The organism is Paenibacillus sp. FSL M8-0212 (assembly GCF_038004645.1).
Classification (GTDB): domain Bacteria; phylum Bacillota; class Bacilli; order Paenibacillales; family Paenibacillaceae; genus Paenibacillus.
This window is the reverse complement of record NZ_JBBORP010000001.1, coordinates 967,604-993,342: the sequence shown is the minus strand read 5'-3', so window position 1 is coordinate 993,342 and position 25,739 is coordinate 967,604. Positions and strand designations below refer to the sequence as shown.

22 protein-coding genes are annotated in these 25,739 nt (G+C 46.4%); 21 read left to right on the top strand and 1 reads right to left on the bottom strand.

Annotated elements, in window-relative coordinates; all coding sequences use genetic code 11:
- The first annotated feature begins 28 nt into the window (after positions 1–28).
- Complete coding sequence (gene gltB, locus MKX68_RS04595) at positions 29–4,627, top strand: glutamate synthase large subunit (RefSeq protein ID WP_340909486.1); 4,599 nt, start codon at positions 29–31, stop codon at positions 4,625–4,627.
- A 482-nt stretch (positions 4,628–5,109) separates the two neighbouring features.
- Here gltB and MKX68_RS04590 read toward each other — a convergent pair whose 3' ends face one another.
- Entirely contained in the window at positions 5,110–5,478 is a 369-nt protein-coding gene (locus MKX68_RS04590) for a helix-turn-helix domain-containing protein (RefSeq protein ID WP_017690127.1), read from the bottom strand.
- Between the two features lie 378 nt (positions 5,479–5,856).
- On the opposite strand from MKX68_RS04590, the gene MKX68_RS04585 reads away from it, so the two are divergent.
- The 20 genes from MKX68_RS04585 (at position 5,857) to MKX68_RS04490 (ending at position 25,656) form a co-directional block, all read left to right on the top strand.
- Positions 5,857–6,261 (top strand): hypothetical protein, encoded by a 405-nt coding sequence (locus tag MKX68_RS04585; RefSeq protein WP_340909483.1) that lies wholly within the window; start codon positions 5,857–5,859, stop codon positions 6,259–6,261.
- A gap of 155 nt (positions 6,262–6,416) precedes the next feature.
- Entirely contained in the window at positions 6,417–7,175 is a 759-nt protein-coding gene (locus MKX68_RS04580; RefSeq protein WP_105597655.1) for a tyrosine-protein phosphatase, read from the top strand.
- 38 nt (positions 7,176–7,213) lie between these two features.
- Entirely contained in the window at positions 7,214–7,963 is a 750-nt protein-coding gene (locus MKX68_RS04575) for a YveK family protein (protein WP_017690124.1), read from the top strand.
- Positions 7,944–8,621: a CpsD/CapB family tyrosine-protein kinase gene (locus tag MKX68_RS04570; RefSeq protein WP_221819114.1), complete on the top strand. Its 678-nt coding sequence runs from the start codon at positions 7,944–7,946 to the stop codon at positions 8,619–8,621. The genes MKX68_RS04575 and MKX68_RS04570 overlap by 20 nt, the downstream gene beginning before the upstream one ends.
- A gap of 187 nt (positions 8,622–8,808) precedes the next feature.
- The gene (gene galU, locus MKX68_RS04565) at positions 8,809–9,711 is read left to right on the top strand and encodes a UTP--glucose-1-phosphate uridylyltransferase GalU (protein ID WP_339785681.1); all 903 of its coding nucleotides are present in this window, start codon (positions 8,809–8,811) and stop codon (positions 9,709–9,711) included.
- Positions 9,708–10,406, top strand: coding sequence for a sugar transferase (locus tag MKX68_RS04560; RefSeq protein ID WP_036611331.1), 699 nt, complete (start codon positions 9,708–9,710; stop codon positions 10,404–10,406). Before galU ends, MKX68_RS04560 begins: the two co-directional genes overlap by 4 nt.
- A gap of 34 nt (positions 10,407–10,440) precedes the next feature.
- Positions 10,441–11,817 carry an O-antigen ligase family protein gene (locus tag MKX68_RS04555; protein WP_340909475.1) on the top strand — a complete coding sequence of 459 codons (1,377 nt, stop codon included), beginning with the start codon at positions 10,441–10,443 and terminating at the stop codon, positions 11,815–11,817.
- A complete protein-coding gene (gene pssD / locus MKX68_RS04550) occupies positions 11,814–12,272 on the top strand; it encodes a PssD/Cps14F family polysaccharide biosynthesis glycosyltransferase (RefSeq protein ID WP_036668906.1) in 459 nt (152 codons plus the stop codon). The genes MKX68_RS04555 and pssD overlap by 4 nt, the downstream gene beginning before the upstream one ends.
- Positions 12,269–12,748, top strand: coding sequence for a PssE/Cps14G family polysaccharide biosynthesis glycosyltransferase (pssE, locus tag MKX68_RS04545; protein ID WP_340909472.1), 480 nt, complete (start codon positions 12,269–12,271; stop codon positions 12,746–12,748). Before pssD ends, pssE begins: the two co-directional genes overlap by 4 nt.
- Positions 12,749–12,786: 38 nt before the next feature.
- On the top strand, positions 12,787–13,854 hold the full coding sequence (locus MKX68_RS04540) for a glycosyltransferase family 4 protein (protein ID WP_338591952.1): 1,068 nt from the start codon (positions 12,787–12,789) through the stop codon (positions 13,852–13,854).
- Between the two features lie 21 nt (positions 13,855–13,875).
- Positions 13,876–14,820, top strand: a complete 945-nt coding sequence (locus MKX68_RS04535; protein WP_340909470.1) for a glycosyltransferase family 2 protein — start codon at positions 13,876–13,878, stop codon at positions 14,818–14,820.
- 11 nt (positions 14,821–14,831) lie between these two features.
- Positions 14,832–15,854: a glycosyltransferase gene (locus MKX68_RS04530; protein ID WP_340909467.1), complete on the top strand. Its 1,023-nt coding sequence runs from the start codon at positions 14,832–14,834 to the stop codon at positions 15,852–15,854.
- A 46-nt stretch (positions 15,855–15,900) separates the two neighbouring features.
- The gene (locus MKX68_RS04525; RefSeq protein ID WP_133386851.1) at positions 15,901–16,803 is read left to right on the top strand and encodes a glycosyltransferase; all 903 of its coding nucleotides are present in this window, start codon (positions 15,901–15,903) and stop codon (positions 16,801–16,803) included.
- An 8-nt stretch (positions 16,804–16,811) separates the two neighbouring features.
- Complete coding sequence (locus tag MKX68_RS04520; protein WP_338591963.1) at positions 16,812–18,188, top strand: lipopolysaccharide biosynthesis protein; 1,377 nt, start codon at positions 16,812–16,814, stop codon at positions 18,186–18,188.
- The gene (locus MKX68_RS04515) at positions 18,175–19,203 is read left to right on the top strand and encodes a polysaccharide pyruvyl transferase family protein (protein ID WP_091033831.1); all 1,029 of its coding nucleotides are present in this window, start codon (positions 18,175–18,177) and stop codon (positions 19,201–19,203) included. Before MKX68_RS04520 ends, MKX68_RS04515 begins: the two co-directional genes overlap by 14 nt.
- Positions 19,200–20,582 carry a sugar phosphate nucleotidyltransferase gene (locus tag MKX68_RS04510; RefSeq protein ID WP_340909462.1) on the top strand — a complete coding sequence of 461 codons (1,383 nt, stop codon included), beginning with the start codon at positions 19,200–19,202 and terminating at the stop codon, positions 20,580–20,582. The genes MKX68_RS04515 and MKX68_RS04510 overlap by 4 nt, the downstream gene beginning before the upstream one ends.
- Before the next feature lie 32 nt (positions 20,583–20,614).
- Positions 20,615–21,946, top strand: coding sequence for a UDP-glucose dehydrogenase family protein (locus MKX68_RS04505; protein WP_340909460.1), 1,332 nt, complete (start codon positions 20,615–20,617; stop codon positions 21,944–21,946).
- Between the two features lie 13 nt (positions 21,947–21,959).
- A complete protein-coding gene (locus MKX68_RS04500; RefSeq protein WP_340909457.1) occupies positions 21,960–22,880 on the top strand; it encodes an LCP family glycopolymer transferase in 921 nt (306 codons plus the stop codon).
- 39 nt (positions 22,881–22,919) lie between these two features.
- Positions 22,920–25,061 (top strand): WD40/YVTN/BNR-like repeat-containing protein, encoded by a 2,142-nt coding sequence (locus MKX68_RS04495; protein ID WP_340909455.1) that lies wholly within the window; start codon positions 22,920–22,922, stop codon positions 25,059–25,061.
- Between the two features lie 10 nt (positions 25,062–25,071).
- Positions 25,072–25,656, top strand: coding sequence for a VanZ family protein (locus MKX68_RS04490; protein ID WP_340909453.1), 585 nt, complete (start codon positions 25,072–25,074; stop codon positions 25,654–25,656).
- Positions 25,657–25,739 lie beyond the last annotated feature (83 nt).

The window sequence follows — 25,739 nt, the reverse complement described above, 5'->3', positions numbered from 1 at the left end:
ATACTTCATTATAGAAAGGTTGCGTTCCATGAGACACATCGGATTACCTCCAAAACAGGGTCTGTATGACCCGCAGTTCGAAAAAGACGCATGCGGAATGGGTTTTGTTGCCAACATCAAAGGAGTACCTTCACACGATATCGTTAGTCAGGCACTGACCATGCTCAGTAACATGGAGCACCGTGGAGGACAGGGAAGTGAACCGAATTCCGGCGACGGAGCAGGTATCCTGATTCAGATTCCACATCGCTATTTTGCACAGGAAGCAGAACGTCTTGGTTTTGCATTGCCAGAACAGGGTTTCTATGGCGTAGGGATGTTGTTCCTTTCCCAAGACCCTGCCATTCGTAGTGCACATGAAGAGAGCCTTAAGAAGATTATTGAAGAAGAAGGACAGACGTTCCTGGGTTTCCGGGATGTTCCTACTTTTGATGAAATGCTTGGCCGTTCTGCGCTTGCAGCGAAACCTTATGTACGTCAGGTGTTCATTGGAAGATCCGCAGATGTGAAGGATGAGCTTGGATTCGAGCGTAAGCTGTATGTTATTCGCAGACGCGCTGAGCTGGCTATTCGTTATTCGGCAGATGAAGCAGAAGGCGGTTCATTCTACCTTCCAAGCTTGTCTTGTCGCAAAATTGTATATAAAGGCATGCTGACAACGGAACAGGTAGGAGAGTTCTATCTGGATCTGCAGCAAGACCTTGTTGAATCGGCTATTGCACTTGTGCATTCCCGTTTCAGTACAAACACCTTCCCAAGCTGGGAACGTGCCCACCCGTATCGCTTCATGATCCACAACGGTGAGATCAACACGATGCGTGGTAACGTGAACTGGATGCATGCTAGACAGTCCTTGTTCGAGAGCGAGTTGTTCGGTAACGACATCGCGAAAGTAAAACCGGTCATCAATCCGGACGGTTCGGATACAGCCATGTTTGATAACACGCTGGAGTTCCTGTATCTGAGCGGCCGTTCTCTGCCACACGTGGCCATGATGATGGTTCCTGAACCTTGGAGCACAGATGAAGGCATGGACCCTGCCAAAAAAGCATTTTATGAATATCACAGCACAATGATGGAGCCTTGGGATGGACCAGCAGCAATGGCCTTCACAGATGGTTTGCAAATTGGTGCAACACTTGACCGTAACGGTTTGCGTCCAGCTCGTTATTATGTAACCAAGGATGACCGTATTATCCTGTCCTCCGAAGTTGGGGTACTTGATATCGCGCCGGAAGAGATCTTGTACAAAGATCGTCTGCGTCCAGGTCGGATGTTGCTTGTGGATACACAAGAAGGCCGCATCATCGCGGATGAGGAAGTAAAAGCAATCATTGCAGCCGAGAATCCGTATCAGGATTGGCTTGATGAGCATTTGATGGATCTGAGCGAGTTGCCGGAAGCACCGGAACTTCCTGATCCAAAACATGATAACGTGACCCAGCTTCAGCTGGCATATGGTTATACATTTGAAGAACTGCGTAAAATCCTGGAGCCCATGGCAACAACAGGTATGGAAGCTACGGGTTCGATGGGTTATGATGCACCGCTGGCTGTGCTGTCGGATCGTCCGCAGCGTCTGTACAACTACTTTAAACAGATGTTTGCCCAGGTAACCAACCCGCCAATCGATGCAATCCGTGAAGAGATTGTAACGTCTACGGCAACAACCATTGGACCTGAGCGCAACTTGTTGAATCCAGAACCGGAGAGCTGTCGCCAGATCCGTCTGGATACACCGGTATTGTCCAATGAAGACTTTGCGAAGATTCGCCATGTGCGTCGCCCAGGCTTCCGCTCCATGACGATTCCAATCTTCTTCACCGCTGCGGAAGGAGCAGAAGGACTTCGCAAAGCGATGGATTTGCTCTTCGAAGCTGCGGATCGTGTCATCGACAAAGGTCATAACATTCTGATCCTGTCTGACCGCGGTGTGGACGCAGAGAATGCTGCCATTCCTGCATTGCTTGCTGTAGCAGGTCTGCATCACCATCTGATTCGCCAGGGAACCAGAACCAAAGTCAGCATTATGCTCGAATCGGCAGAACCGCGTGATATTCACCACTACGCGTTGCTGCTGGGTTACGGTGTAAGTGCCGTGAACCCTTATCTGGCTTTTGAAACGCTGGATGACATGATTCAGCAAGGGTTGCTGCGTGGCATCTCGCATGAGAAAGCAGTGAAAAACTACATTAAAGCAGCTACCAAAGGCGTTACTAAAGTGTTGTCCAAAATGGGGATTTCTACGATTCAATCGTATCGTGGAGCTCAAATCTTCGAAGCGGTGGGTCTGAAATCAGACTTCGTTGACCGTTACTTTACCTGGACACCTTCCCGTATCGGTGGAATTGGGCTGGAAGAAGTGGCAGCCGAAGCGCTGACACATCATAACCGTGCCTTTACTGAGAAAGATGGTAACGATAAAGTATTGGATTCCGGTGGCGATTATCAATGGCGTAACGACGGAGAAGAGCATCTGTTCAATCCGCAAACCATTCATACCCTGCAACATGCGGTACGCACTGGGGATTACAAGCTGTATAAAAAGTATTCCAAACTTGTACAAGGTGAGAATGATCAATTGTTGACCATTCGCTCCATGCTGAAGCTGAAACCGGTGGGAGCTTCCATTCCACTCGAAGAAGTTGAATCCGTAGAAGATATCATGCGTCGTTTCAAAACAGGTGCAATGTCCTTTGGTTCGATCAGTAAAGAGGCACATGAAGATCTTGCCATCGCTATGAACCGTGTTGGAGGTAAATCCAATACTGGTGAAGGTGGAGAAGATCCGGCTCGCTTCATTAAAGATAGCAACGGGGATTCCCGTCGCAGTGCGATTAAACAGGTAGCATCCGGACGTTTTGGTGTTACATCCAACTACTTGGTTAATGCCGACGAGATTCAGATCAAAATGGCTCAGGGAGCTAAACCAGGTGAAGGTGGACAACTGCCAGGACGTAAAGTGTATCCTTGGGTTGCTGAAGTTCGTGGATCTACACCGGGTGTAGGTCTGATCTCGCCACCACCGCATCACGATATCTACTCAATCGAAGATCTGGCAGAGTTGATCTATGACTTGAAAAATGCCAATCCGCGTGCTGAGATTAACGTGAAGCTTGTATCGGAAGTGGGCGTGGGTACCATTGCAGCTGGTGTAGCCAAAGGCCGTGCCGATATTATCCTCGTCAGCGGTTATGACGGTGGTACAGGTGCATCACCGCAAGGTTCGATTCGCCACGCAGGTATGCCTTGGGAACTAGGTCTTGCAGAGACACATCAAACGTTGATGCTGAACAATCTGCGTGACCGTGTTGTCCTCGAAACAGACGGCAAAATGCTTAACGGCCGTGACTTGGCTATTGCAGCCTTGCTTGGAGCAGAAGAGTATGGTTTCTCTACAGCACCGCTCGTTGCACTTGGCTGTATCATGATGCGTGTCTGTCAGATGGATACCTGTCCGGTTGGTGTAGCGACACAGAATCCGGAATTGCGTAAAAATTATATGGGTGATCCGGCTCATGTGGTTAACTTCATGCGATTTGTTGCTGAAGATGTGCGTGAGATCATGGCTGATCTTGGTTTCCGTACTATTCAGGAGATGGTCGGACGTACAGATTGCCTCGAAACGGTAGAAGCCGTAGATCACTGGAAGAAAAAAGGTGTGGATCTGTCTGTATTGCTGCACGTGCCTGAAATGCCGGAAGGCTCTGCACGTTACCGCACACAGCATCAGAATCACCAATTGGAAGAAACGCTGGATATGCAACAATTGCTGCCACTGGCACAGTCTGCTATTGAATCCGGTCAACCGGTTGAAGCGGTGCTTCCAATTACAAACGTTAACCGTGCAGTAGGTACCATTTTGGGTAGTGAGATCACACGCAAATATGGACTCGCAGGATTGCCTGAAGATACGGTTAAATTCAAATTTGTCGGCTCTGCCGGACAAAGCTTTGGGGCCTTTGTACCTAAAGGTATGACCTTGACCGTTGAAGGGGATTCCAATGACTACGTAGGTAAAGGACTGTCCGGAGGTAAACTGATCGTGATGCCTTCTCCGAAAGCAACGTTTGAGGCGGAAGATAACATCATTATCGGTAACACGGCTCTCTACGGAGCAACAAGCGGCGAAGCGTATATCCGTGGTATTGCGGGTGAGCGATTTGCTGTACGTAACTCGGGCGCCAAAGTCGTCGTTGAAGGTGTAGGCGACCATGGTTGTGAGTATATGACAGGTGGACGTGTCGTTGTACTGGGCGATACAGGTCGTAACTTTGCAGCAGGGATGTCCGGAGGTATTGCCTATGTGTATGATCCGGAAGGCACATTCCTGAAACGTTGTAATCTGGAAATGGTTCTTTTGGAGCGTATCGAAGATGTGGCCGAAAGTGCAGATCTGCGAGGCATGATTCAACGTCATGTTGCCAATACAGGAAGTGCTGTCGGTCAGCGCGTTCTGGATAACTGGCAAGATGCGCTGAATCAGTTCGTTCGGGTTATTCCGAAGGACTTCAAACGTATGACAGAACAGATCGAACGGATTCAGGCAACAGGTTTGACGGGAGAAGCAGCGCTGCTTGCAGCATTTGAAGCGAATATGCGCGAACTTGCACGTACTGGAGGTTAATAACTTCCTTGTTCAAAGGTATAAGTGCATGAACAGGTTGTATTAAGAATAATAGGAGCAATGTGGTTGCCATTCCGGCACCATATTGCTCCTATTTTGCTTTCGACAAAATTAGAACCCCTTCAAAAAACGTTATCGCCATGAGACGACAACATCGAAGAACGTTCTCAAGTATAATAAGGCTAGTTTTGGAGGGCAGGGAAAGTATAAAGATAAGAGAGGTTAGCGGAATGAATATGAAGCATCCAAACAGGGACGATCGTAGGCCGACAGGTAAACCAGTCGAAGCAACCCAGATGGACATCATGAAAGTTTTACTGCAATGCGGAATCGACCCGGAGCGTTGGACCCATTTCGTATCCTCCGTCAACAACAAGCGTCCTTGACACAATAGACAAGCATGGAATGAAAGGGAATTAACACACAAAAAAGCCCAGAAGCCAGAGAGGTTATCTCTCGGGAACTGGGTCCTCTTTTCGGGTTTAGTCCATACTGCGTTCCATTCGGACAAACGCAATAAAACGACGTGCCTCTTCTTCTGTTAAGGACTTCCCATCAATCATCAGATCGAAGCGTTCCAACACTTCCTTATCCGATAACTCCAAGGTATCAACGAATTCACGTACGTCTTCATCCATCACGACATCGCTTTGCTTTGTACGTCCTATAAGATAATCAATAGACACCTCAAAGATGTCAGCAAGTCTCGTTAACACTTCGAAATCCGGTTTACGACGGTTCTTCTCGTAGTGGGAGAGAGCAGCTCTGGTGATATGAATGGAGCTCGCAAGTTCTTCTTGAGTAAGTCCCCGCTGTTCCCGTAATTCAGCAATGCGATTTCCGTAGCTCATAAGCTATTTCCCCCTGAACGACATCAAATATATATTGAAACAATCCTGAGCCAAGTGTTTGATCAGGGCAGCTTTCCTGCAAAAGAGTAACTCCTCATGTGTTTCCTTTAACCCATTTTCATTTGTAAATAGGTCTGTCTAAGGACATCTCAAATTGTCGTAAATCAAAAGAACCATGTCCAAATACCGCTTGACATGATACGTATTGTATCGTAAATTGGACGTATGGAGTTACAAAATGTATCATTTGGAATATTTTAAGTATCTCCTTGTTGCCTGGACCATATACCTGTGAGAAGGAAGTGTAGGCAGTCCATGTAGGCTAATCCATTCTAAAGGAATGAAACCATGTATTCAATAATTCAGGAATGGGCTGATATGAAATTAAATGTCCATATGTACATTCAGGAGTTTCATGGGAAAATGATAGACCGCAAAAGACGCCCTGTTCTGTTACTTGGAATGGACACTCAAGCAATCACCTTCCTGAGCGACCTGAAGTTGCCGGTATCATCAGAAATGCTCATTGGTTTGGATGTTGAAGATCAACATGTATGTGTACGACTTCACGCAAGGTTGCAATGGAAACAGCCCTTCGGAGAGCTTACAATGTATCATTCAAACTTGCATATTCAGCACGAACAGAAACTATATATAACTGGACAGTTAAACACAATGCTTACTGAAGTTCAGTTTCCCGCGGTTTCCCGTTTTCAGTATGAAAAGGCAACAGAGCAGAAGGCTCTGCAGAAACCCTATCATTACATTGATTTCACCATATAATTCCAAGTCGATTCTTAACATTTTCTGAACAAAACATGTACTTAACGCCATTTTACTATATTTCATAGCGTTATGCATTAGTTCTTTAACACCAAAAGCATTTGCGCAATGAATAAAGGGGCGAGGGGGCTCATACTATTTCAGGAAGTTTGGATATGGTTGAAATGCACTGCCACATATTATCCGGCCTAGATGATGGTCCTGTTCGAATGGAGCAGTCCGTTGCGATGGCTGAGAAGGCGGCAGCCTCAGGAATTACCTCCATTATTGCTACTCCGCATCACCTGAACGGGCAATACAACAATGAACCGATGGTGGTCAATCAGGCCGTGAACCTGCTTCATGCAGAACTTCGCAAACGCAACATTCGCCTGGAGATCCGTCCCGGACAGGAGATCAGGGTGCATGACAACCTGATTGGAGACTTATATGCAGGAAAGTGCTGCACACTCGCCGGAAGTCGTTACATGTTGCTGGAACTGCCCTTTGGTCATATTCCCTCACAGTTCCCCAGGATACTGCATGAATTACGAATAGCGGGAATTACCCCTATTATTGCTCATCCGGAACGCAATCGTGTCATTTTGAAGAAGCCAAGGTTGTTGGCTGATTACTTGAGTCAGGGCGGACTATGTCAGCTCACAGCTCAATCTTTCACTGGGCTTTTCGGACGGAAAGTTCGGCAGTGGTGTTTTCATTTTTGTAAAGAAAACGGGTTTCATTTCATTTCATCAGATGCACATGATACGTGCAAAAGGACATTTGCCATAAGTGAAGGGGAGCGGGCGATCGAGCGTCGTTTTGGAGCTGAAGCCGTTAAGCGGCTGGCAGAGAATGCGTCGCACATTCTATCGAATTCGTGTCTGGTCACAGAACGCTGGAAACCTCGCAAATGGCTACTGTCCATCTGGTAGTTACATAGGATAGATCACAACGTATAGGAGGAATGAAAGTGGAACTGAAAGGATATTTTCGACTCTTACAAAAGAAACTGTGGTTGATTGTTGCAATTGCTTTGATAGCCGGTGTGGGTGCAGGGGTCAAAAGCATTTTCTTCACCCAGCCCATCTATGAGGCAAGTTCCAAACTGATCGTGAACCAGACCTCTAACGTTCAAGGCCAGGCGATGATGGACTTTAGCATGATTCAAACCAATATCAAACTCATTAACTCATACAGAGAAATTATTAAATCTTCGGCCATTATGGATAAAGTCGCTACTACGTATCCGGACTTAGGCTTAACCTCTGCTCAACTCATGAATAGCACCTCCGTCTCTACAGCCAGCGAATCCCAAGTGATGAGCATAACTGTACAAGGGACTACCTACGAAAAAGCCGCCAAAACGGTCAATGCCATCTCCAACGTGTTCCAATCTCAAATCCCCCTAATTATGAAAATCGATAATGTGGCTATCCTCAGTGAAGCAAAAGTGGATAGTAACGCATCTCCAATCAATATGAAAACCACATTAAGCATCATTGTCAGTCTGTTCGCAGGTCTTGTGCTCGCGATTGCACTCGTATTCTTGCTGGATTATCTGGATGACACATTCAAATCCGAAACTGAACTTGAAAAAGAGCTGGGCCTGCCTGTGCTTACAGTGATATCCAAAATGAAAAAAGATGATCTGAAAAATACGAAAAATTACGTGTCTCAACAGAAAGTGGGGGATGGCAAATATGTCGCGGCAAACCAATGAAAATAACAGTCTGGTGACCTATTTTAACTCCAAATCTCAAATCTCGGAGGGATACCGTAAATTACGGACGAACATCCAGTTCTCCTCAATCGACAGTCATATCAAAAAAATCATGGTGGCTTCCGCTGAATCCGGCGAAGGCAAGACCACAACCATTAGCAACCTGGCGGTAACCTATGCCCAGGAAGGCAAAAAAGTTCTGTTGATCGATGCGGATCTGCGCAATCCTTCCTTGCACCAGGTGTTTTCCGTACCCAATCATATCGGTCTGAGTAGTGTGCTGTCTAATCAGTACAGTGTGGAAGACGTGCTTAGAGAGAGCTACATCGACAATCTCCAATTATTCACTTCTGGCCCAATTCCGCCGAACCCTTCCGAGATGATCGGTTCCAACCGGATGAAAAGGCTGATTGAGAAGTTAGAGGATCAATATGATGTCATCATGTTTGATACACCGCCGGTGCTCGCTGTAACGGATGCACTCATTGTGAGTTCGCTGTGTGATGGTGTGCTGCTGGTCGTGAACTCGGGCAAGGTCAAGAAGGAACTGGTGAAGAAGACCAAGGCTGCTCTGGAGCATGTGAATGCACGAATCCTGGGCGCTATCCTGAACAATATCAAAAACGTTGCAGTTCCGGTGGGTTACGGAGAGAAGTAAACCTTCCATCCAATGCTCCCAAGTAAACAGGTAATGTCTACTGCACCTTTATCACTGTAGGCACTCGGTCATGCTGTGGGTTCAATGAACCTTAGACGTTAATCGTCGAAGGTATGACGTGAGGACGGGTTAGATGCCCTGGTTCAACTTTTATCAAACTAAAAAAAAAGAGGATAGGGTGGTATTTATGAAAAAAGTGAGAAAAGCAATCATTCCTGCAGCTGGACTAGGTACACGATTTTTGCCAGCCACAAAAGCGATGCCCAAAGAAATGCTCCCTATTGTGGACAAACCAACTATACAGTATATCGTTGAGGAAGCCATTGCCTCTGGAATTGAAGACATCATCATTGTAACCGGTAAAGGGAAGCGGGCAATTGAAGATCATTTCGACAACGCTTTTGAACTGGAGCACAACTTGCTGGAAAAAGGGAAACTGGGCTTGCTTGAAGAGGTCCGCAAATCTTCTAACGTGGATATCCACTACATAAGACAAAAAGAGGCCAAAGGACTTGGTCATGCTGTCTGGTGTGCACGTAACTTTATCGGTGACGAACCTTTTGCCGTGTTGCTCGGAGATGACATCGTCGTATCGGAAGTGCCATGCACCAAACAATTGATTGATCAATATGATCAGGTTCAACATTCCATTGTTGGCGTACAAACCGTACTTGCTGAACAAACAGACAGATACGGCATTGTAGACCCGCTTCAATCGGATGGCCGTTTGACAGAGGTTCTCAGGTTCGTAGAGAAACCTGCCCAAGGCACAGCGCCTTCCAACCTGGCGATTATGGGGAGATACGTACTGAGTCCAGAGATTTTTGATCATCTGGAGCAACAAGAGATTGGTCAAGGGGGAGAGATTCAATTAACAGATGCGATTCAGCGCTTAAATGAGACACAAGGAGTGTATGCTTACGATTTCGAGGGAGTACGTTATGACGTGGGCGAGAAACTGGGATTCATTTTGACAACCATCGATTTCGCTCTGCAAAAACAGGAACTTAGAATTCCAATGCTGCAAGCTCTGCAACAGATTCTGGAAAAAGAGTCGGTAGAACATGCAGCCGGGGGGGAGTTTGAATGAGTCCATCTCCCCAATCGAAGGAAGCGGAGATTGTTATGGACCCAAGTCTGGGGTACAATGCATCAACGATGTCAGGACAAAATGCGGATAAAGTGTATCTATTTATGAAAAGAATGCTCGATTTGCTGGGTTCTTTCATAGGTTTGATCATTTTGTGCCCCTTGTTTGCGGTCATCGGATTACTGATCAAAATCGAGGCCCCGCAGGGGTCTGTTTTTTTTCGTCAGGTACGGGTGGGACAGAATGGAAAAGAGTTTCATATGTACAAATTCAGGTCCATGGTTGCGAATGCAGAAGATCTGCTGGAACAATTGATTGATCAGAATGAAGTGAATGGAAATATGTTCAAAATGAAAAATGATCCCCGCATTACCCGGATTGGCAAGTTCATTCGGAAAACCAGCCTGGATGAACTGCCTCAGTTGTGGAACGTATTCAGAGGAGAGATGAGTCTCGTTGGACCCAGACCGGCTCTGCCCAGAGAAGTGAAGAACTACACTTCCTATGACAGACAACGCCTTCAGATGATCCCGGGATGTACGGGATTATGGCAAGTCAGCGGTCGAAATAGTGTTGGTTTTGAGGAAATGGTGGAGCTGGATCTGACGTATGCCCGTGAGCGCAGCATGATGGTGGATATCAAAATTATCTTCAGAACGTTCAAGGTGCTGGTAGGTTCGAAGGATGCGTTTTGAAACACGATTCTGGCTTTGAGGTGGCATAGCAGATATGCAAAAGACCGGTATACTTGCTGCATTAAATATGAAGTCGTTTAATATCATTCTTTTTTCGCTGGTAATTGTCTTCGCAGCAATCTATCTTCCGCTAGTCTCGGTTGTTGCACTCATAGCTGTGATTCTGCTGGGCGTTTATATTAAACAGCCCAGCTGGATTTTTATGATTCTCATCGTAAGTTTTTCATTGTCCATTGATAAAATATTTAGCATTCATCTGGCAGGACTGGATTCGCTGTCCTTCTACAAGCTGGCGATTCTGGGTTTTGTGGTCTCTCTTTTTTTACGCTTTGGTATTCGCAAAGATCTGATCTATCCTGCACTGGCGATTGGGTTTTTATTTGTGGAAAGTTATTTTCTATCTGATCTGCCCAGCAAGGTTAGTCCGCTCGATCCATTTAAGGCCTTTCTGGGAGTCATTGTTCCTTTTTTGTTGCTGATGCCCCATTTTTCAAGAGAGATCAGTCAACGAATTATACGTGTACTCGCATGGTTGCCGCTGTTCAGTCTTGCTGGTGGTTATATTCTGCAACTCGCCGGCATATTGTCCATTACTAACCTGGAGATGTCGGGTGTAACCCGGTTACAAGGAGCTAACATCGCCGCGCATCTGGCCATGTTGTGTTTTATCTCCATTTGTGTCTGTCTGATTCAGATCAAGCAAGGCCATCAGGTTGTTCTGTATTACATGCTTACCTTGACACATCTGGTTATTCTGGTCCAGACGGGAACAAGGGGGCCGCTTATTGCGCTTATTCCGATTATACTGGTCTATCTTTTTGATCAACTGAAAGCCTTCATCAAAGGCAGAGTCAGTGCCATTATTCCTCTCATTCTGTTTGTTGTCGCTGTGGCCTATATGGTGATAGCGCAGTGGGACAATTATGAGATGAGGTCAGAGAGCAAAGGCTTGTCGGGAAGGGATGTAGCCTGGAATTATTTTATTGGCAAAGCAAATGAGTATCCGATATTTGGACGTGGACTCGGCTCAACTCTCGTAGCGAATGATGGAAGTATCTTTTCTGGATTCGTTGTTCCGCATAATGAATACATTCGTTTTTATTACGATGGCGGTTTAGTTGGAGCCATCCTGTTGTTTCTAGCGCTGCTGCTGGTGTTCCGGGCCGTGTACTTCCGGTTGAGCGGCATGAACCGGTTGTATTTTGCCGGAATGATTATCGGTTTCCTGACCTATTCCTTTTTTGACAATACCCTGTCCACGGTTCATCTAATTGCTCCATTCTGTATCTTCCTGAACGCGTTATATGCTACGGGAAATGGAGTTCATTCCAAGTCAGTGGCTGAAGCAGAAGTGGATATACAGATACAGCGAGCCAAGGACGTATCCTTTTCAAAGGAGATTAGAACATGAAGGTCTGTTTGATCAGTTCTACAGGCGGTCATTTTGATGAATTAACCAAAATTATTCCTGCGGTTGAAGAACATGATTATTTCCTGATTACCGAGAAGAATAAAAGCAGAAAAGTAGAATCGTCTCAGGGCAAAGTATACTTCTTAATGCAGCAAGAGCGTAAAAATGCGATGTTCTTGCTAATCTTTGTGGCTAATATTATCAAGTCGTTCTTTCTATATCTGCGTGAGCGTCCAAAGGTGATCATTACAACAGGGGCGGGAGCTACCTACCCTTTTTGCCTCATCGGTAAAATCTTCGGTGCCAAGCTGATTTATATCGAAAGTTATGCCAAAATCTATTCCTCCAGCGCAACCGGGAGATTGATGTACAAAATCTCGGATGAGTTCTTCATCCAATGGGAAACGTTGCAGGATAGCTATCCCAATGCGAAGTACAGGGGGGCTTTATTTTGATATTTGCTATCGTTGGAACCCAGCGTTTTCCCTTCAATCGGATGTTTGAGCTTATTGATGAGGCGATTGAGGCAGGAATAATTGAAGAAGAGGTTGTTGCCCAATCCGGATATACCGAGTATAAGCCGCGAAATTTCACTGTGATTCCTTTCCTCACGCAGGAAGAGATGAATGAATATGTGGAGCGCAGCAGATGCATTATCTCTCATGCGGGTGTTGGCTCCATTACGAATTCGCTCGAACGTGGCAAGCCGGTGATCGTCATTCCACGCCGGAAAGAATGGGGCGAGCATGTGGATGACCATCAGCTTGAGATCTCCAAGGTTTTTCAGGATAACGGCTATGTGGCCGTCGCGGAGAGTCAGGCTGATTTGCAAAAGCTAATTCCTTGCATAGAGGAGCTGACGTTCCAGCCCTATGTAAGAAAACAGTCTGATCTGATCTCATCCATTAAAAATTACGTGAATAGTCTGTAAGTGGTCTGAAGATTAACCATGAAAAAAAGGAGTCTATCATGAAACCAAAAGTATTGGTTGTTGGATCATCCTTGAAGGATATGGGTGGAATTGTGAGTGTCATCAAAAACATTGAGGATTCCTCCATCTCAGAAATGTATGCCATGCAGCGGGTCGAGACATATATCACGGGCAGCGTATTCTCACGGCTGCTTATTTTTATACGGGGATTCATTCAATTCTGGATGAAGCTGTACACGTTTAAGCCGGATATCGTGCATATTCATATGGCAAACAACGGGAGCTTTTATCGGAAGTCTCTATTTCTGCTAACGGCACGAAAGTTGTTTCGAAAGTCAGTCATTCTGCATATTCATGCGGCCAGCTTTGATGATTTCTACAATCAATTTGCTCTACAGCGCAAGTATTGTCACTACATTCTGAATCAGGCAGATAAGTTGATTGTCTTGTCCCAGACGTGGAAAGAATACTTTGCTACGATTGTGCCGGAGACAGCGATTGAGGTTCTTTATAACGGGGTCTTTGTCAAAGAACCGTTTGCGAGAGAACAACAGGCAGCCGTTAATGCTCTCTTCATGGGCAGACTGGGTGAGCGAAAAGGAGTCTACGATCTGCTTCAGTCCATTCAGCAATTGAAGGCGCTGGGCGTTACAGCCACCTTTAATCTGGCAGGGGATGGTGAAGTCGAAGAAGTCAAAGCAATCGTGCAGCAGTATGGAATAGAGGATCGTGTCAATGTACTCGGCTGGATTAACGGAGAGCAAAAGGAAAAGCTGATGCGGGAAGCGGATCTACTGGTCCTGCCTTCTTATCATGAGGGATTACCTATGGCCATACTTGAAGCAATGAATTGTGGCTTGCCCATTATATCGACCACCGTCGGAGGCATCCCCGAAGTGATTACATCCGGTCATAATGGGCTGTTAATCGAGCCGGGAGATGTGCACGGGCTGACATCAGCGCTGGAATATCTCATCATGGATGAAGAGGTTAGAGCAAGAATGGGTTCACATAACAGAGCGATTATATCGGATAAGTTTGATATGAATCTTCTCGTGGGCAGATTGTCAGGAATATATGATGCACTTCAAGTGAAGGTATCCTAGTGAACAGGAAAAGGTGATGAAATGAACCCCTTGGTATCTTGCATCATTACGACCCATAACCGGGCCGAGTTATTGAAAAATGCGTTGAGAAGTGTACGTGAGCAAACACATCCGTATCTGGAGATTTTCATTGTGGATGATGGTTCAGAAGATCAGACGCCGGAAATCTGTCAGGCGTGGACCCGGGAAGATTCACGGATTCGGTACATCCGGGTTCCATATCCCAAAGGAGCCAACCATGCACGGAATGTAGGGATATCCCAAGCCAATGGCAAGTACATTGCCTTCCTGGATGATGATGATGAATGGATGCCTGACAAAATAAAAACCCAGGCGGAAGTGCTGGAGCGTACACAGGAATCATTCACCTTTTGCAGCAAGTATCTCGCATACACGAATGAGCAGCATCAGGTGGTCAAACGGAAATTGTCGGTGGAACCTCGCGATGTTATTCGGTATGAGGATCTGCTTACATTCAACTGGATCGGGGAAACGTCCAAAATCATGGTACTTACCTCACTGGCCCGTGAAGTTCGATTCGATGAAAATCTGACATCCGCTCAGGATTATGACTTTTATCTGCGCATATTGAAACGAGGCTACATCGCCGTGAATGTGAAAGAACCGCTGGTGGATATCAACATCCACAGTGGACCACGAATTTCAACCTCTACAACGGCCAAGTACAAGGGCCAACGCAAGATTATTTTGAAATACTACAATGACATGTCCAAGGAACAGAAGCGCCGTCAGTTACACCATTATCGAATGCTGGAATGGTCGAGAAATACGCTTCGCAATAACGTTTATTTGAAAAAAGCACTGTCGCTGTATCCCTGGTGGAAAGATTGGGTACTGCTCAAGCGTAATACCAAAATTATGCTGCAAGGATTTCTAATGAGATTTCATGCAAGGCGCGCAGTTGGAACGTATACAGAGGAACCTGTGCGAATGAAACTAAAGTAAGAGGTGCCTGGATGGAAAATCCGACGGTGTATATGCTGCCCAAGATGATTGAGAACAATAAATTCAATGAGCTATTATCCGATTCCATTGAGAATAAGGGATGGGAAGTAAAACAGTTTACCAAAAAAGATCTACTCAAACTGAGAAAAAATGATGTGCTGCATTTTCATTGGCCCAGCTTCTATTACAGAGGTTCGTCCGTGCTGACAACAGTGATCAAATCGATTCTGTATGTATTGATGATTTGTTTTGCACGCTTGCGAGGGGCCAAATTGTTCTGGACGGTGCATAACATCTGGCCTCACAACAGCGGCAAGACGCGGTTTGATTATTGGATGAGAAAAATACTGGTCCAAAATTGCTCCAAGCTGATTGTCATGGGTAAACCCCTGATCTCTGAGATCTGTTCGACGTTTGGGATTGACTCCAGCCGGATCGAGGTTATTCCGCATGGACATTACAAGGGAGTGTATCAGGGGAAAGGCGTGAATATCCGCTCCCGGTTTGGCATCCCGGAGGATAGTTATGTGTATGCGTTCTTCGGTCAGGTGTCGCCGTACAAGGGCGTGGATGATTTGCTGGAGGCATTCAAGGATCTGGATTCCGAACAAGCCCATCTGTTGATTGCCGGTAAAAAGGTAAAGGATTATGACCTTGGAGATGAATTTCTCAAGAGCGGACATATTCATACCCATTTTCATTTCATTGAAGATGATGAATATTCGGACTATTTTGATGCAGTCGATTCGATCATCCTTCCTTATAAACAGATTGCAACTTCTGGCAGTGCGATTCTGGCATTGACCTTCTGTAAACCGGTGGTGGCACCACGGATTGGCTTGTTGGAGGAATACCTGCCGGAAGATTGTGCGGTACTCTATGAACCTTCGGATCCGGATGGATTGCTCAAGGCAATGAATATGATCCGATTAAAACAATCGGAGTTTCAGGAAGGCAGTGGTTTTGTCAAAGCGTTGGAGCGGCTGGATTGGCCAGTGATTGCCCAAAGGACACTTACCCTGTACTCCAGTTAGTGCAGATGAACGGGTGGACCTAATTGAAAAATATGGGGATGAAATGATGAAGGTAACCGTCGCGATCTGTACGTATAACCGTGCACATGATGCGGTAGAGGCCATACGAAGTGCAATACAACAGAATTACGCAAGCAGCGATTATGAGATCATACTCATTGATAACAATTCGAAAGACAACACACGGGAAATCGTGCTTCAAACCATCTTGCAGCATGAGAACCATTCGATCCGGTATGTGTTGGAAGAAAAGCAAGGCTTGTCTGTAGCCCGTAACCGGGCCATTCACGAGGCGCGCGGCGAGTATATCCTGTTCCTTGACGATGATGCCTTTGCTTGCAGGGATTGGATTCGCCAGATCGTTAGCGTGTTTGAGATGAATGAAAATATCGGTTGTGTCGGAGGCAAGATTGATCCGATCTGGGAAGTGCCTGAACCAATGTGGATTCCACCCGAGAACAGGTCGCTGTTCACCATTCTGGATTTTGCAGATGAAGTCACTGAGATGAAAAGTCCTTATATTCCATTTGGTGCAAATGTGGCTTTTCGTTTATCCGTCTTTGATCAACTTGCTCCCTTCCGTGAAGATCTTGGAAGAGTGGGGAACAACCTTCTCTCCAGTGAAGAGAGTGAATTAATTGCAAGAATACGGACAAAGTTCAAGGTATATTACACGCCATATGGCGCGGTACAACATAAAGTAGCCAAAGAGCGAACGACAAAGAACTGGTTTCTGCGCCGAATCTATTGGCAGGGTGTGAGTGATGCCATTCGGGATCAGGACCGTGGTGTTGTGCGTACAGCCAAACATGGCATCAAGCTTGCCCAGGGGATCACAACCTCTCTGATCTACATTTATAATGCAGATCGGTTCACACGTCAGCTTGCCAAAGTATGTTACCGAAACGGCATGATCGTTGGGTCGCTTCGTCAAAACAGTAAGGGATGAGGATCGCTATGGCGCAAGTTGCACTTCGCAAAGTATTCAGAGGAAACGGCTTAATGAGTGCCATATTCCAGACAAGTGGAACCAATCTGCTGGTCATGACACTGACGATGTTGTCTTCCATTTTGACGTCACGCATGTTCGGCGTAGAGGGAAAGGGCGCATTCTCGGCCATCCTGTTCTGGCCAGCGCTCTTAACCGGATTGGTCGGATTTGGACTACCAACTTCTATTATTTATAACATCAAACAGAGCGCAACCGAGAAGAGTGCACAGTATGTTCGGTTAAGCTTTCTTTTTCAAGTTCCGGTGTGCATCATCATTGGTGTTGTGGCCTGGTTTGGATTACCTTTCTGGCTCTCCAGCTTTCCGCCGGAGGTCGTGCAGATATCCAGATGGTATACGATTGCTACTGTTCCTGTACTTATTGTCATCAATCTCATATCAGCCCTCTCGCAGAGTCGGGAGAAATTCGCTGTATATAATGGTATCCGGTTAATGATCCCCCTGTTTAATGTAGGCGGGCTTTTTGTGTTATGGGGCCTGGGCATGCTGAGCATTCAACTCGCGGCTGCGATCTATTTTGTAACCAGCTTCTCCGTGGTGGCGTGGGCTATCTATGCCAACCGTAATGAGTTGAGACTGAGATGGTTCAAAGATCGGGTGGACCAGAGCTCAGCCAAGAAGCTTTTTGGTTATGGCAGCAAGGTGTATGGCGTTGAATTGTTAGGAACATTGTATACCCAGTTCGATAAAATCATTATTTTGGCGTTGCTCACCCCGCGTGATTTTGGATTGTATTCCGTCGTATTTGCGTTATCGCGAATCTACAATGCGGTACAGACGGCGATTAGCAATGTTGTTTTCCCAAAAGTGACCGGATTGCCTCAAGAGCAGATTATTCGAACAGTCGGTAGAGCCTTCCGCATCTCGCTCATGGTCATGATGATCATAGTAATACCCACCATGTTTGTGGGGAACTACCTGATGGGTCTTCTGTTTGGCTCCGAATTTTTGGAAGCGAGCGTAGCATTTTATATTTTGGCTGTGGAATGCATCATTGGTGGTGGCTCCTGGATTCTGGCATCCGCATTTAATGCACTTGGTCGGCCAGGGCTTGTGATGATCAGACAGCTCATTGCACTCTCGGTGACGGTGGCTTTGTTCTTTGTATTCACCCCGCTGTGGGGGCTCAACGGCATTGCAATTGCCTTATTGATCGGGTCCATTGTACGAATGGTGGTTACTGTGGCTGCGATGAAGATTGTATTTAAGGTGAAGTTTGCCGCCATGTTCTATGACAAGGAAGATATACCGTTTCTCTATGAACGGTTAAACAAAAAAAGAAGAAGAGTCACCCAAGGAGGAGATGGAGATGCTGGGCACTAACAATATTCATCCAATGGAAGAGTTGAAGGGACATTTACGTCAGATTTTGAAGGTCATTCCACCGCGTACCGAAATCTATTATTTGGATTACCCGGTGCATAGCAATGGTGGCGACTTGTTGATTATGAAAGGTACTGAGGCTTTCTTCCGGGACAATGATATTCAAGTACGTGCCAGATACAGCATTCTGGATTGCCCTTTGTCCCTCAAGGTTCCGGAAGGTATAACGATCGTGTTGCACGGGGGAGGTAACTTTGGTGATCTGTACCCTGCCCATCAGAAATTGAGAGAGCGAATGATTGCACAACATCCGAATCACCGGATTGTCATTCTGCCACAGACGATGTTTTACAAGAGTGATATTGAATTGAAGAAGACAGCCCAAGTATTCAATCGTCATAAGGATGTACACTTTTTTGTCCGGGACACCTTATCTTATGAGATAGCCAGTAAAGAATTTCAACAAACCAATGTGTACCTTTCTCCGGATATGGCGCATCAGTTGTGGCCTCTTAAGTCCAAGAGCAAGCCTAGTGCAGAGATGTTGTATTTCTTTCGTAAAGACATTGAGAAAACTCAGAATCAGGTGCATTACGAATCCGTCAGTGGACCCAAGGCCACGTTTAAAGACTGGGAGACATTGTACAACCGGGTCGACCGGAAGATCATTCGCATGATTACGTCCCGGTTGAAGTCAGGGAAAGGCAGCTCTTTTGCCCGCTGGTTGTGGTACAAATACTCTGATCGGATGGTACATACGGCCATTAAGGAATTCAATCAATACCAGACCATCACGACATCCCGTCTGCATGGACATATTCTGGCCTGTCTCCTGGATCAACCGAACATCCTGCTGGATAATTCATACGGCAAGAACTCGAATTATTATGCAGCTTGGACCAAGAGCAATCCGGCAGGCAGACTGGAATCCAATCAGACCAGCACATATAACAAGCCAACCGAGACCAGCAAGGGAGCGAGTACGGTTGTGCTGTCGGATGGTGCAGCGCTATGAGAAGTATTCTGTTATCCGGCGGTTCTGGCAAGCGTCTCTGGCCGTTATCCAACGATTCCAGATCCAAGCAATTTCTTAAAGTACTCCATGGGCCTGAGGGGAATCCGGAATCCATGGTACAGCGGGTATGGCGACAGCTGAATCATGCCGGACTTGCATCAAAGGCGCTTATTGCAACCAGTTTGCCACAGGTGGAGATTCTGACTTCTCAGCTGGGAGACGATGTGAGACTGGTTGTGGAGCCTGAGCGCAGAGATACGTTTCCAGCGATTGCGCTGGCAGCCTCTTATCTGTATTCCGTAGAGAGTGTGAGTCTGAATGAGACGATTGCAGTGTTGCCTGTAGATCCCTTTGTTGAAAAAGAATTCTTCGAAGTGCTGGCAACCTTACCGGAGATGCTTGATAAGTCTGGTGCTGATCTGGCCTTGATGGGAGTTGTGCCGACATACCCGTCAGAGAAGTACGGATACATCATTCCGCAATCCCTATCTTCCAGTGAAAATAACAATGAATACGTGAATGTAGCGAAGTTCCAGGAGAAACCCTGCGAATCCGATGCGGTCCTCATGATTGAGCAGGCCGCATTATGGAATTGCGGGGTTTTTGCTTTTAAACTTGGTTATTTGATTAATCTGCTCATTGAGATGGAACTGCCGATCCAGTATGACGAAATGCTGAAGCAATACGGAAGATTGAACAAGATCAGTTTTGATTACCAGGTTGTCGAGAAGGCGAATCAGATTATCGCTATTCCGTATAACGGCTTCTGGAAAGACCTAGGCACGTGGAACACACTCACGGAAGAGATGGGAAGCTCAGTAGTAGGAAAAGGGTGGATTACGGGAGATTCCCTGAATACGCACCTGGTCAATGAATTGAACATTCCGGTTGCCATATTGGGATTGTCGGATGTGGTGGTCGCCGTGAGTCCGGATGGCATTCTGGTCAGTGACAAAGAAGCCAGCCCACGTATCAAGGAAATCTTGAAGAATGAGGATCAACGCCCCATGTATGAGGAGCGTAGGTGGGGGTGCTACCGGGTTCTGGATTACACAAGAAACGAAGCTGGCGGCGAGGTTCTCACCAAACGAATCTGCATCAGTGCCGGGAAAAACCTGAGTTATCAATACCATGTGCTTCGCAATGAGGTATGGACGGTTGTATCGGGAACAGGGGAATTGATTCTGGATGGGCAGAGCCGAATGATCGGGCAAGGAGATACGGTGATCATTGACCGGAGTATGCTTCATTCTGTCAGAGCCGTTACGGAACTGGAGATCATTGAAGTACAGATCGGCAGCCAGCTGATTGAGGAAGATATCGTTAGAGTGTCTACCGAATGGCAGGACATTGTTCAGACATATGTGAAGCACGCGTAACCAACACATTAGGACATGGGGGAGATTATGGAATGAATATTACGGTGATTGGCACAGGGTATGTGGGTTTGGTATCGGGCGTATGTTTTTCGGAACTGGGAAATAACGTGATCTGTGTAGACAACAATGTGGAAAAAGTGAATATGTTAACGGACGGTCATGTTCCGATCTATGAACCGGGTCTGAAGGATATCATGAATGCCAATATGAAAGCAGGAAGGCTGTCCTTCACCACCAACATTCAGGATGCCATCAGTCGTTCGGATATCATCATCATCGCGGTGGGTACGCCATCCCTGCCTAATGGCGAAGCAAATCTGAGTTTTATTGAGCTTGTCGCGCGAGAAATAGGTTCTTATATGGATAATTATAAAATAATAATGACTAAAAGCACTGTTCCTGTCGGAACCAACGATCGTATTCAGGAATGGATCAGCAGTTTGACGAATCATCCATTCGACATGGCATCGGTACCGGAGTTCCTGCGAGAAGGTACCGCTGTCAAGGATACGCTCTATCCTGACCGGATAGTCATTGGGACACATAGTGAGCGGGCAGTCGCCACGTTGAAAGAGCTGCATCAGCCATTAACCGATCAGATTATTGTTACGGATATTCGCTCGGCTGAAATGATTAAATATGCATCCAACGCTTTTCTGGCAACCAAGATCTCATTTATCAACGAAATCTCTAACATCTGTGAAAAAGTAGGAGCAGATGTCAGCCGCGTTGCCGAAGGCATGGGCTATGACAGACGAATCGGTGCCTCCTTTCTCAAGGCAGGCATTGGTTACGGAGGTTCCTGTTTCCCTAAGGATACACAGGCTCTGATACAAATTGCAGGTAATGTGGATTATGACTTCAAACTGCTGAAGTCCGTGGTGGAAGTGAACAAAGATCAACGCTTCAACGTCATTCGTAAACTGGAAGATGCACTAGGCTCACTCGAAGGGAAGGAGATTGCCATCTGGGGGCTTGCTTTCAAACCAGATACCGATGACGTTCGTGATGCTCCGGCGATTGAAATCATTCAACGTTTGCTTGAGCAGGGGGCAGTGATTCGGGCGTATGACCCCATCGCTACCGAGAACTTCCGCAAAGAGGTGGATTCCCCATCCATTACGTGGGAGGATCTTGCCATGAACGCGGCGGAAGGTGCTGATGCACTCTGTGTTCTGACGGAATGGAAAGAGTTCATGGAGGTTAATCTGACTGATTTGGCAGCGCATATGAATCAACCCATCCTGATTGATGGAAGAAACATCTACGGAGAAGATCAGATTAAAGATACGTCCTTCCAATACTACTCCGTTGGTCGTCCAGGTCTAACCAATATCGATGGAAGAAAAACGGCAGTCATCTAACGGAGGCCATAACATGAGACGCGGGATCAAAATAACATTAGGTGCCCTTTCCCTTGTTGCAGTTGTCATGATTGGATATTCGGTGTATCTGTATCTGCATGTTAAATCTGCGGCGGATCAAATGTATGAACCCCGGGAACCCATCAAGCAGGTATCTATTGTAGACCAGCGGGGTGGGGGAGATTTCCCTGTGGACATGGAGAATGAAGAACCTTTTAATGCTTTGATCCTGGGTGTGGATGAACGTTCCAATGATCGGGGGCGCTCCGACACCATGATTGTATTAAGTGTTAATCCTGCGAAACAATCCGCACTTATGTTTAACATCCCCCGAGATACCAGAACGAATATTGTTGGTCACGGCACGGAGGATAAGATCAACCATGCCTATGCTTTTGGGGGCGTTAACATGTCTGTGCAAACGGTGGAACAATTGCTTGATGTTCCCATACATTACTACATGAAAGTGAATATGGAGGGCTTTGCACAGGTCATCGACATGGTGGGTGGGGTGGATGTGAATAACCCGTTTGCATTTGACTATGAAGGTTATCGGTTCGAGCAAGGAAATATTCATCTGGATGGTGCAGCAGCTTTGGGATTTTCGCGAATGCGTTATGATGATCCGAAGGGGGATCTCGGGCGGAATGACCGTCAGCGGGAGATTATCAAACAAGTGCTGAAGAATACGGTTCAGGTATCCAACGTGTTGCAACTGGAGACGTTGCTGGATGAAGTAAGTGCTCACGTGAGAACTGACGTTACCTTTGATGAAATGAAGCAGATGTTCTCCAATTACCGCCCGGTGCTGAATCATATCGAGTCTGTTGAGATCAAAGGCACGGGCAAGAAAATAGACGGAGTGTATTACTATATCGTGGAACAGTCAGAGCGAGACAGAATACATCAGATGATTGAAGAACATTTAAAATGATCGGATAGGGCGGTGAACCAGATGCGTATCTCCAGGCTATTGAAATTATCTCTGATTGTGCTCCTAATGTATATGCTCATGATACCTGCAAGTACAAACGTTGTTCAATCAGCTCAAAACTATCAATGGAAGAATATACCTATTGGTGGTGGGGGGTACGTTACAGGTGTGGTTATTCATCCGACTGAGCCTGATCTGGTTTACGCTCGAACTGACGTTGGAGGAGCCTATCGGTTGGATGCAGCCTCAGGAGATTGGGTCCCGCTACTGGATCATTTCGGAGATGAGGACAGCAATCTGTACGGTGTGGATGGGATTGCACTGGATCAGCAAAACCCTAATATCGTGTATATCGCTGCTGGGAAGTACGGGAATGTGGGGCCGAGCGATATTCTGAAATCTACAGACCGGGGAGAAACCTGGATTCGAACCGGACTTAATCTTCGGAATGAATCGAATGGAAATATCCATCGCGCCATGGGAGAGAGCATCGCCGTCAATCCCACGAACTCCAATTACCTGCATGTTGGTACACGATATGATGGATTGTACACTTCCAGTGACGGGGCAGCAACATGGAGCAAGGTATGGGATGTACCTAGCGGGCTGTCCGGTGAGGGAATACGAAGTGTAGCTTATGGATTGAATCCCGTCACGAAGCAAGGTCAAGTTGTGTATGCGGGGGTTCGCGGCATCGGTGTGTATAGCAAAGCACCAAGAAGCAATGGGCAGACCACCTGGCAACTTACCGGAAGAAGTCCCGAATATCCTGCACGTATGACTGTGGCGAAGAACGGGACGTTGTATGTGACCACGGATAATCAGGGCGTCTACAAGTTCAATGGTGTGCAGTGGACGAATATAACACCCAGCTCCAGTTACTCATCTTATTATGGAATCACGATTGATCCCAATAATGATAATCACATCCTGGCAGCCGTTCGAACAGGCGGAGATAATCTGCCACTGTATCGTTCCGTTAATGGCGGACAGAGTTGGACAACAGTGAGCAAAACGCTGGTATCCAAACCGTCATGGTGGACACCCAACATGTTTTTCTCAGCGACGTCCAGTATCAAGTTTGACCCACATAACCCGGGCACGGTATACGCTACAGACTGGTTTGGCGTGTACAAGACGGATAATATCAATGGTACCAATGGATTGACCGGTAGTACTGCGAGTACTTGGGAAGCCATTACCGATGGTCATGAAGAAGTCGTCGCACTCACTGCATCCACACCACCTCAGGGTGTTTCATTCTTTAGTGGTTTAACGGATCAAGTCGGGTTTAGACATGAAAATGTAAACGATGTTCCTCTTAATAAAATCCCGCTCGCAGGTATGCGAGAAATTGTGAGTATTGACTATCATGAGGCAAATCCGAATTACATGATATTTCTGGGAAGCAGTGACTGGTATGGTACGACCACACGTTTATTTGTTTCTTCCAATAACGGAGTTACGGTAACGCCGGTAAACGTTCCAGCAGGTTCTACACTGGGGCGGGTGGCCTATTCAGCCATTAATCCAAATGTAATTGTTTATTACCCCCAGACAGGTAATCCGGTCAGAAGCACGAATCGTGGCGCAACATGGCAAAATATGAATGGTGCCCCTTTTCAGGCTATCGGGGGAAATATGGTCTTCGCCTATAATCATCCACTGGCTGCCGATCGCATCAATGGATATAAATTTTATATGTATGCTGCTGGTTATATGTATCGCTCAACGGATGCTGGTGCCAACTGGTCCAAAGCCAATACGGTTCGCCTTCCTGTTAATACGGATATCAATACAAGCTTCATTAAAGTTGAAGCTGCACCTGGCGTGGCGAATAATGTATGGGTGAGTCTGGGAACCGATGGACTATATGCATCAACGAACTCAGGAAATACATTTTCCAAGATCCAGGGTGTACAGAACTCCAAATTATTTGCCTTTGGTAAAGCTCAGCCCGGCAGATTGGTTCCAGCTGTTTATGTATATGGCACCGTAAATAACGTGAATGGATTCTTCCGTTCAGATGATATGGGGGTAACCTGGAACAATATAGGTCCTTTAGGTAATGGAATCGGGCTGGGCAATGAACCGCAAATTATGGCGGCAGATCGTCAAATCTATGGTCAGGTATATGTAGGTACAAATGGCAGAGGTATGTACGTTGGATCAATAGAATAACAAGAGAGATATGAAAGTGGTGAAGATCAAAATGATGGAGGAGGGCTCCGGGCGCACGAGACAAAAGCATGTACGAAGAACGTACGGATTTCTCATTGCTCTGCTGCTGATTGTGATCTGGATTCTGGTTATCTGGTCCATGTCCACACAATCCTCTCAACAGCAAGACATTCAGCCTTGGCTTCATAAATGGTCTCAAAAATTGCACATCGGTTTTACGCTTCCTGATGTGCAATTCACTTACGGGGAGTATGAGTATTCGCTGAAGCAGAGGCCGTATGATTTTGCAGAGTTCGTCTTCCGCAAGAGTGCGCACTTATTTGTATACGCTGTGCTCGCCGTGCTTGTGTACGGCGGGCTGCGGTACAGAAGAACATCCCTTGTGACCAGTATCGTTTCTGCTCTGGCTGTGGTGTTTGTTATAGCCTCCATTGATGAATATATTCAGCAGTTCAGCCCGGACCGGACAAGCTCGATACGCGATGTTGGAGTAGACTTGCTCGGCGGCTGCTGTGGGATTGCCATATATGCAGGACTTCAGTCCATTATCCGAAGGATCAGAAAGGGAAAGCGTACTTCCATTCACAGTGAGTGATTTCCCAGGAAATTAGATGTATCGTTCAACTTCTACTTGTCTGCCATCCATCATAAGTATGGAGTAGGACAAGGAGGACTGGA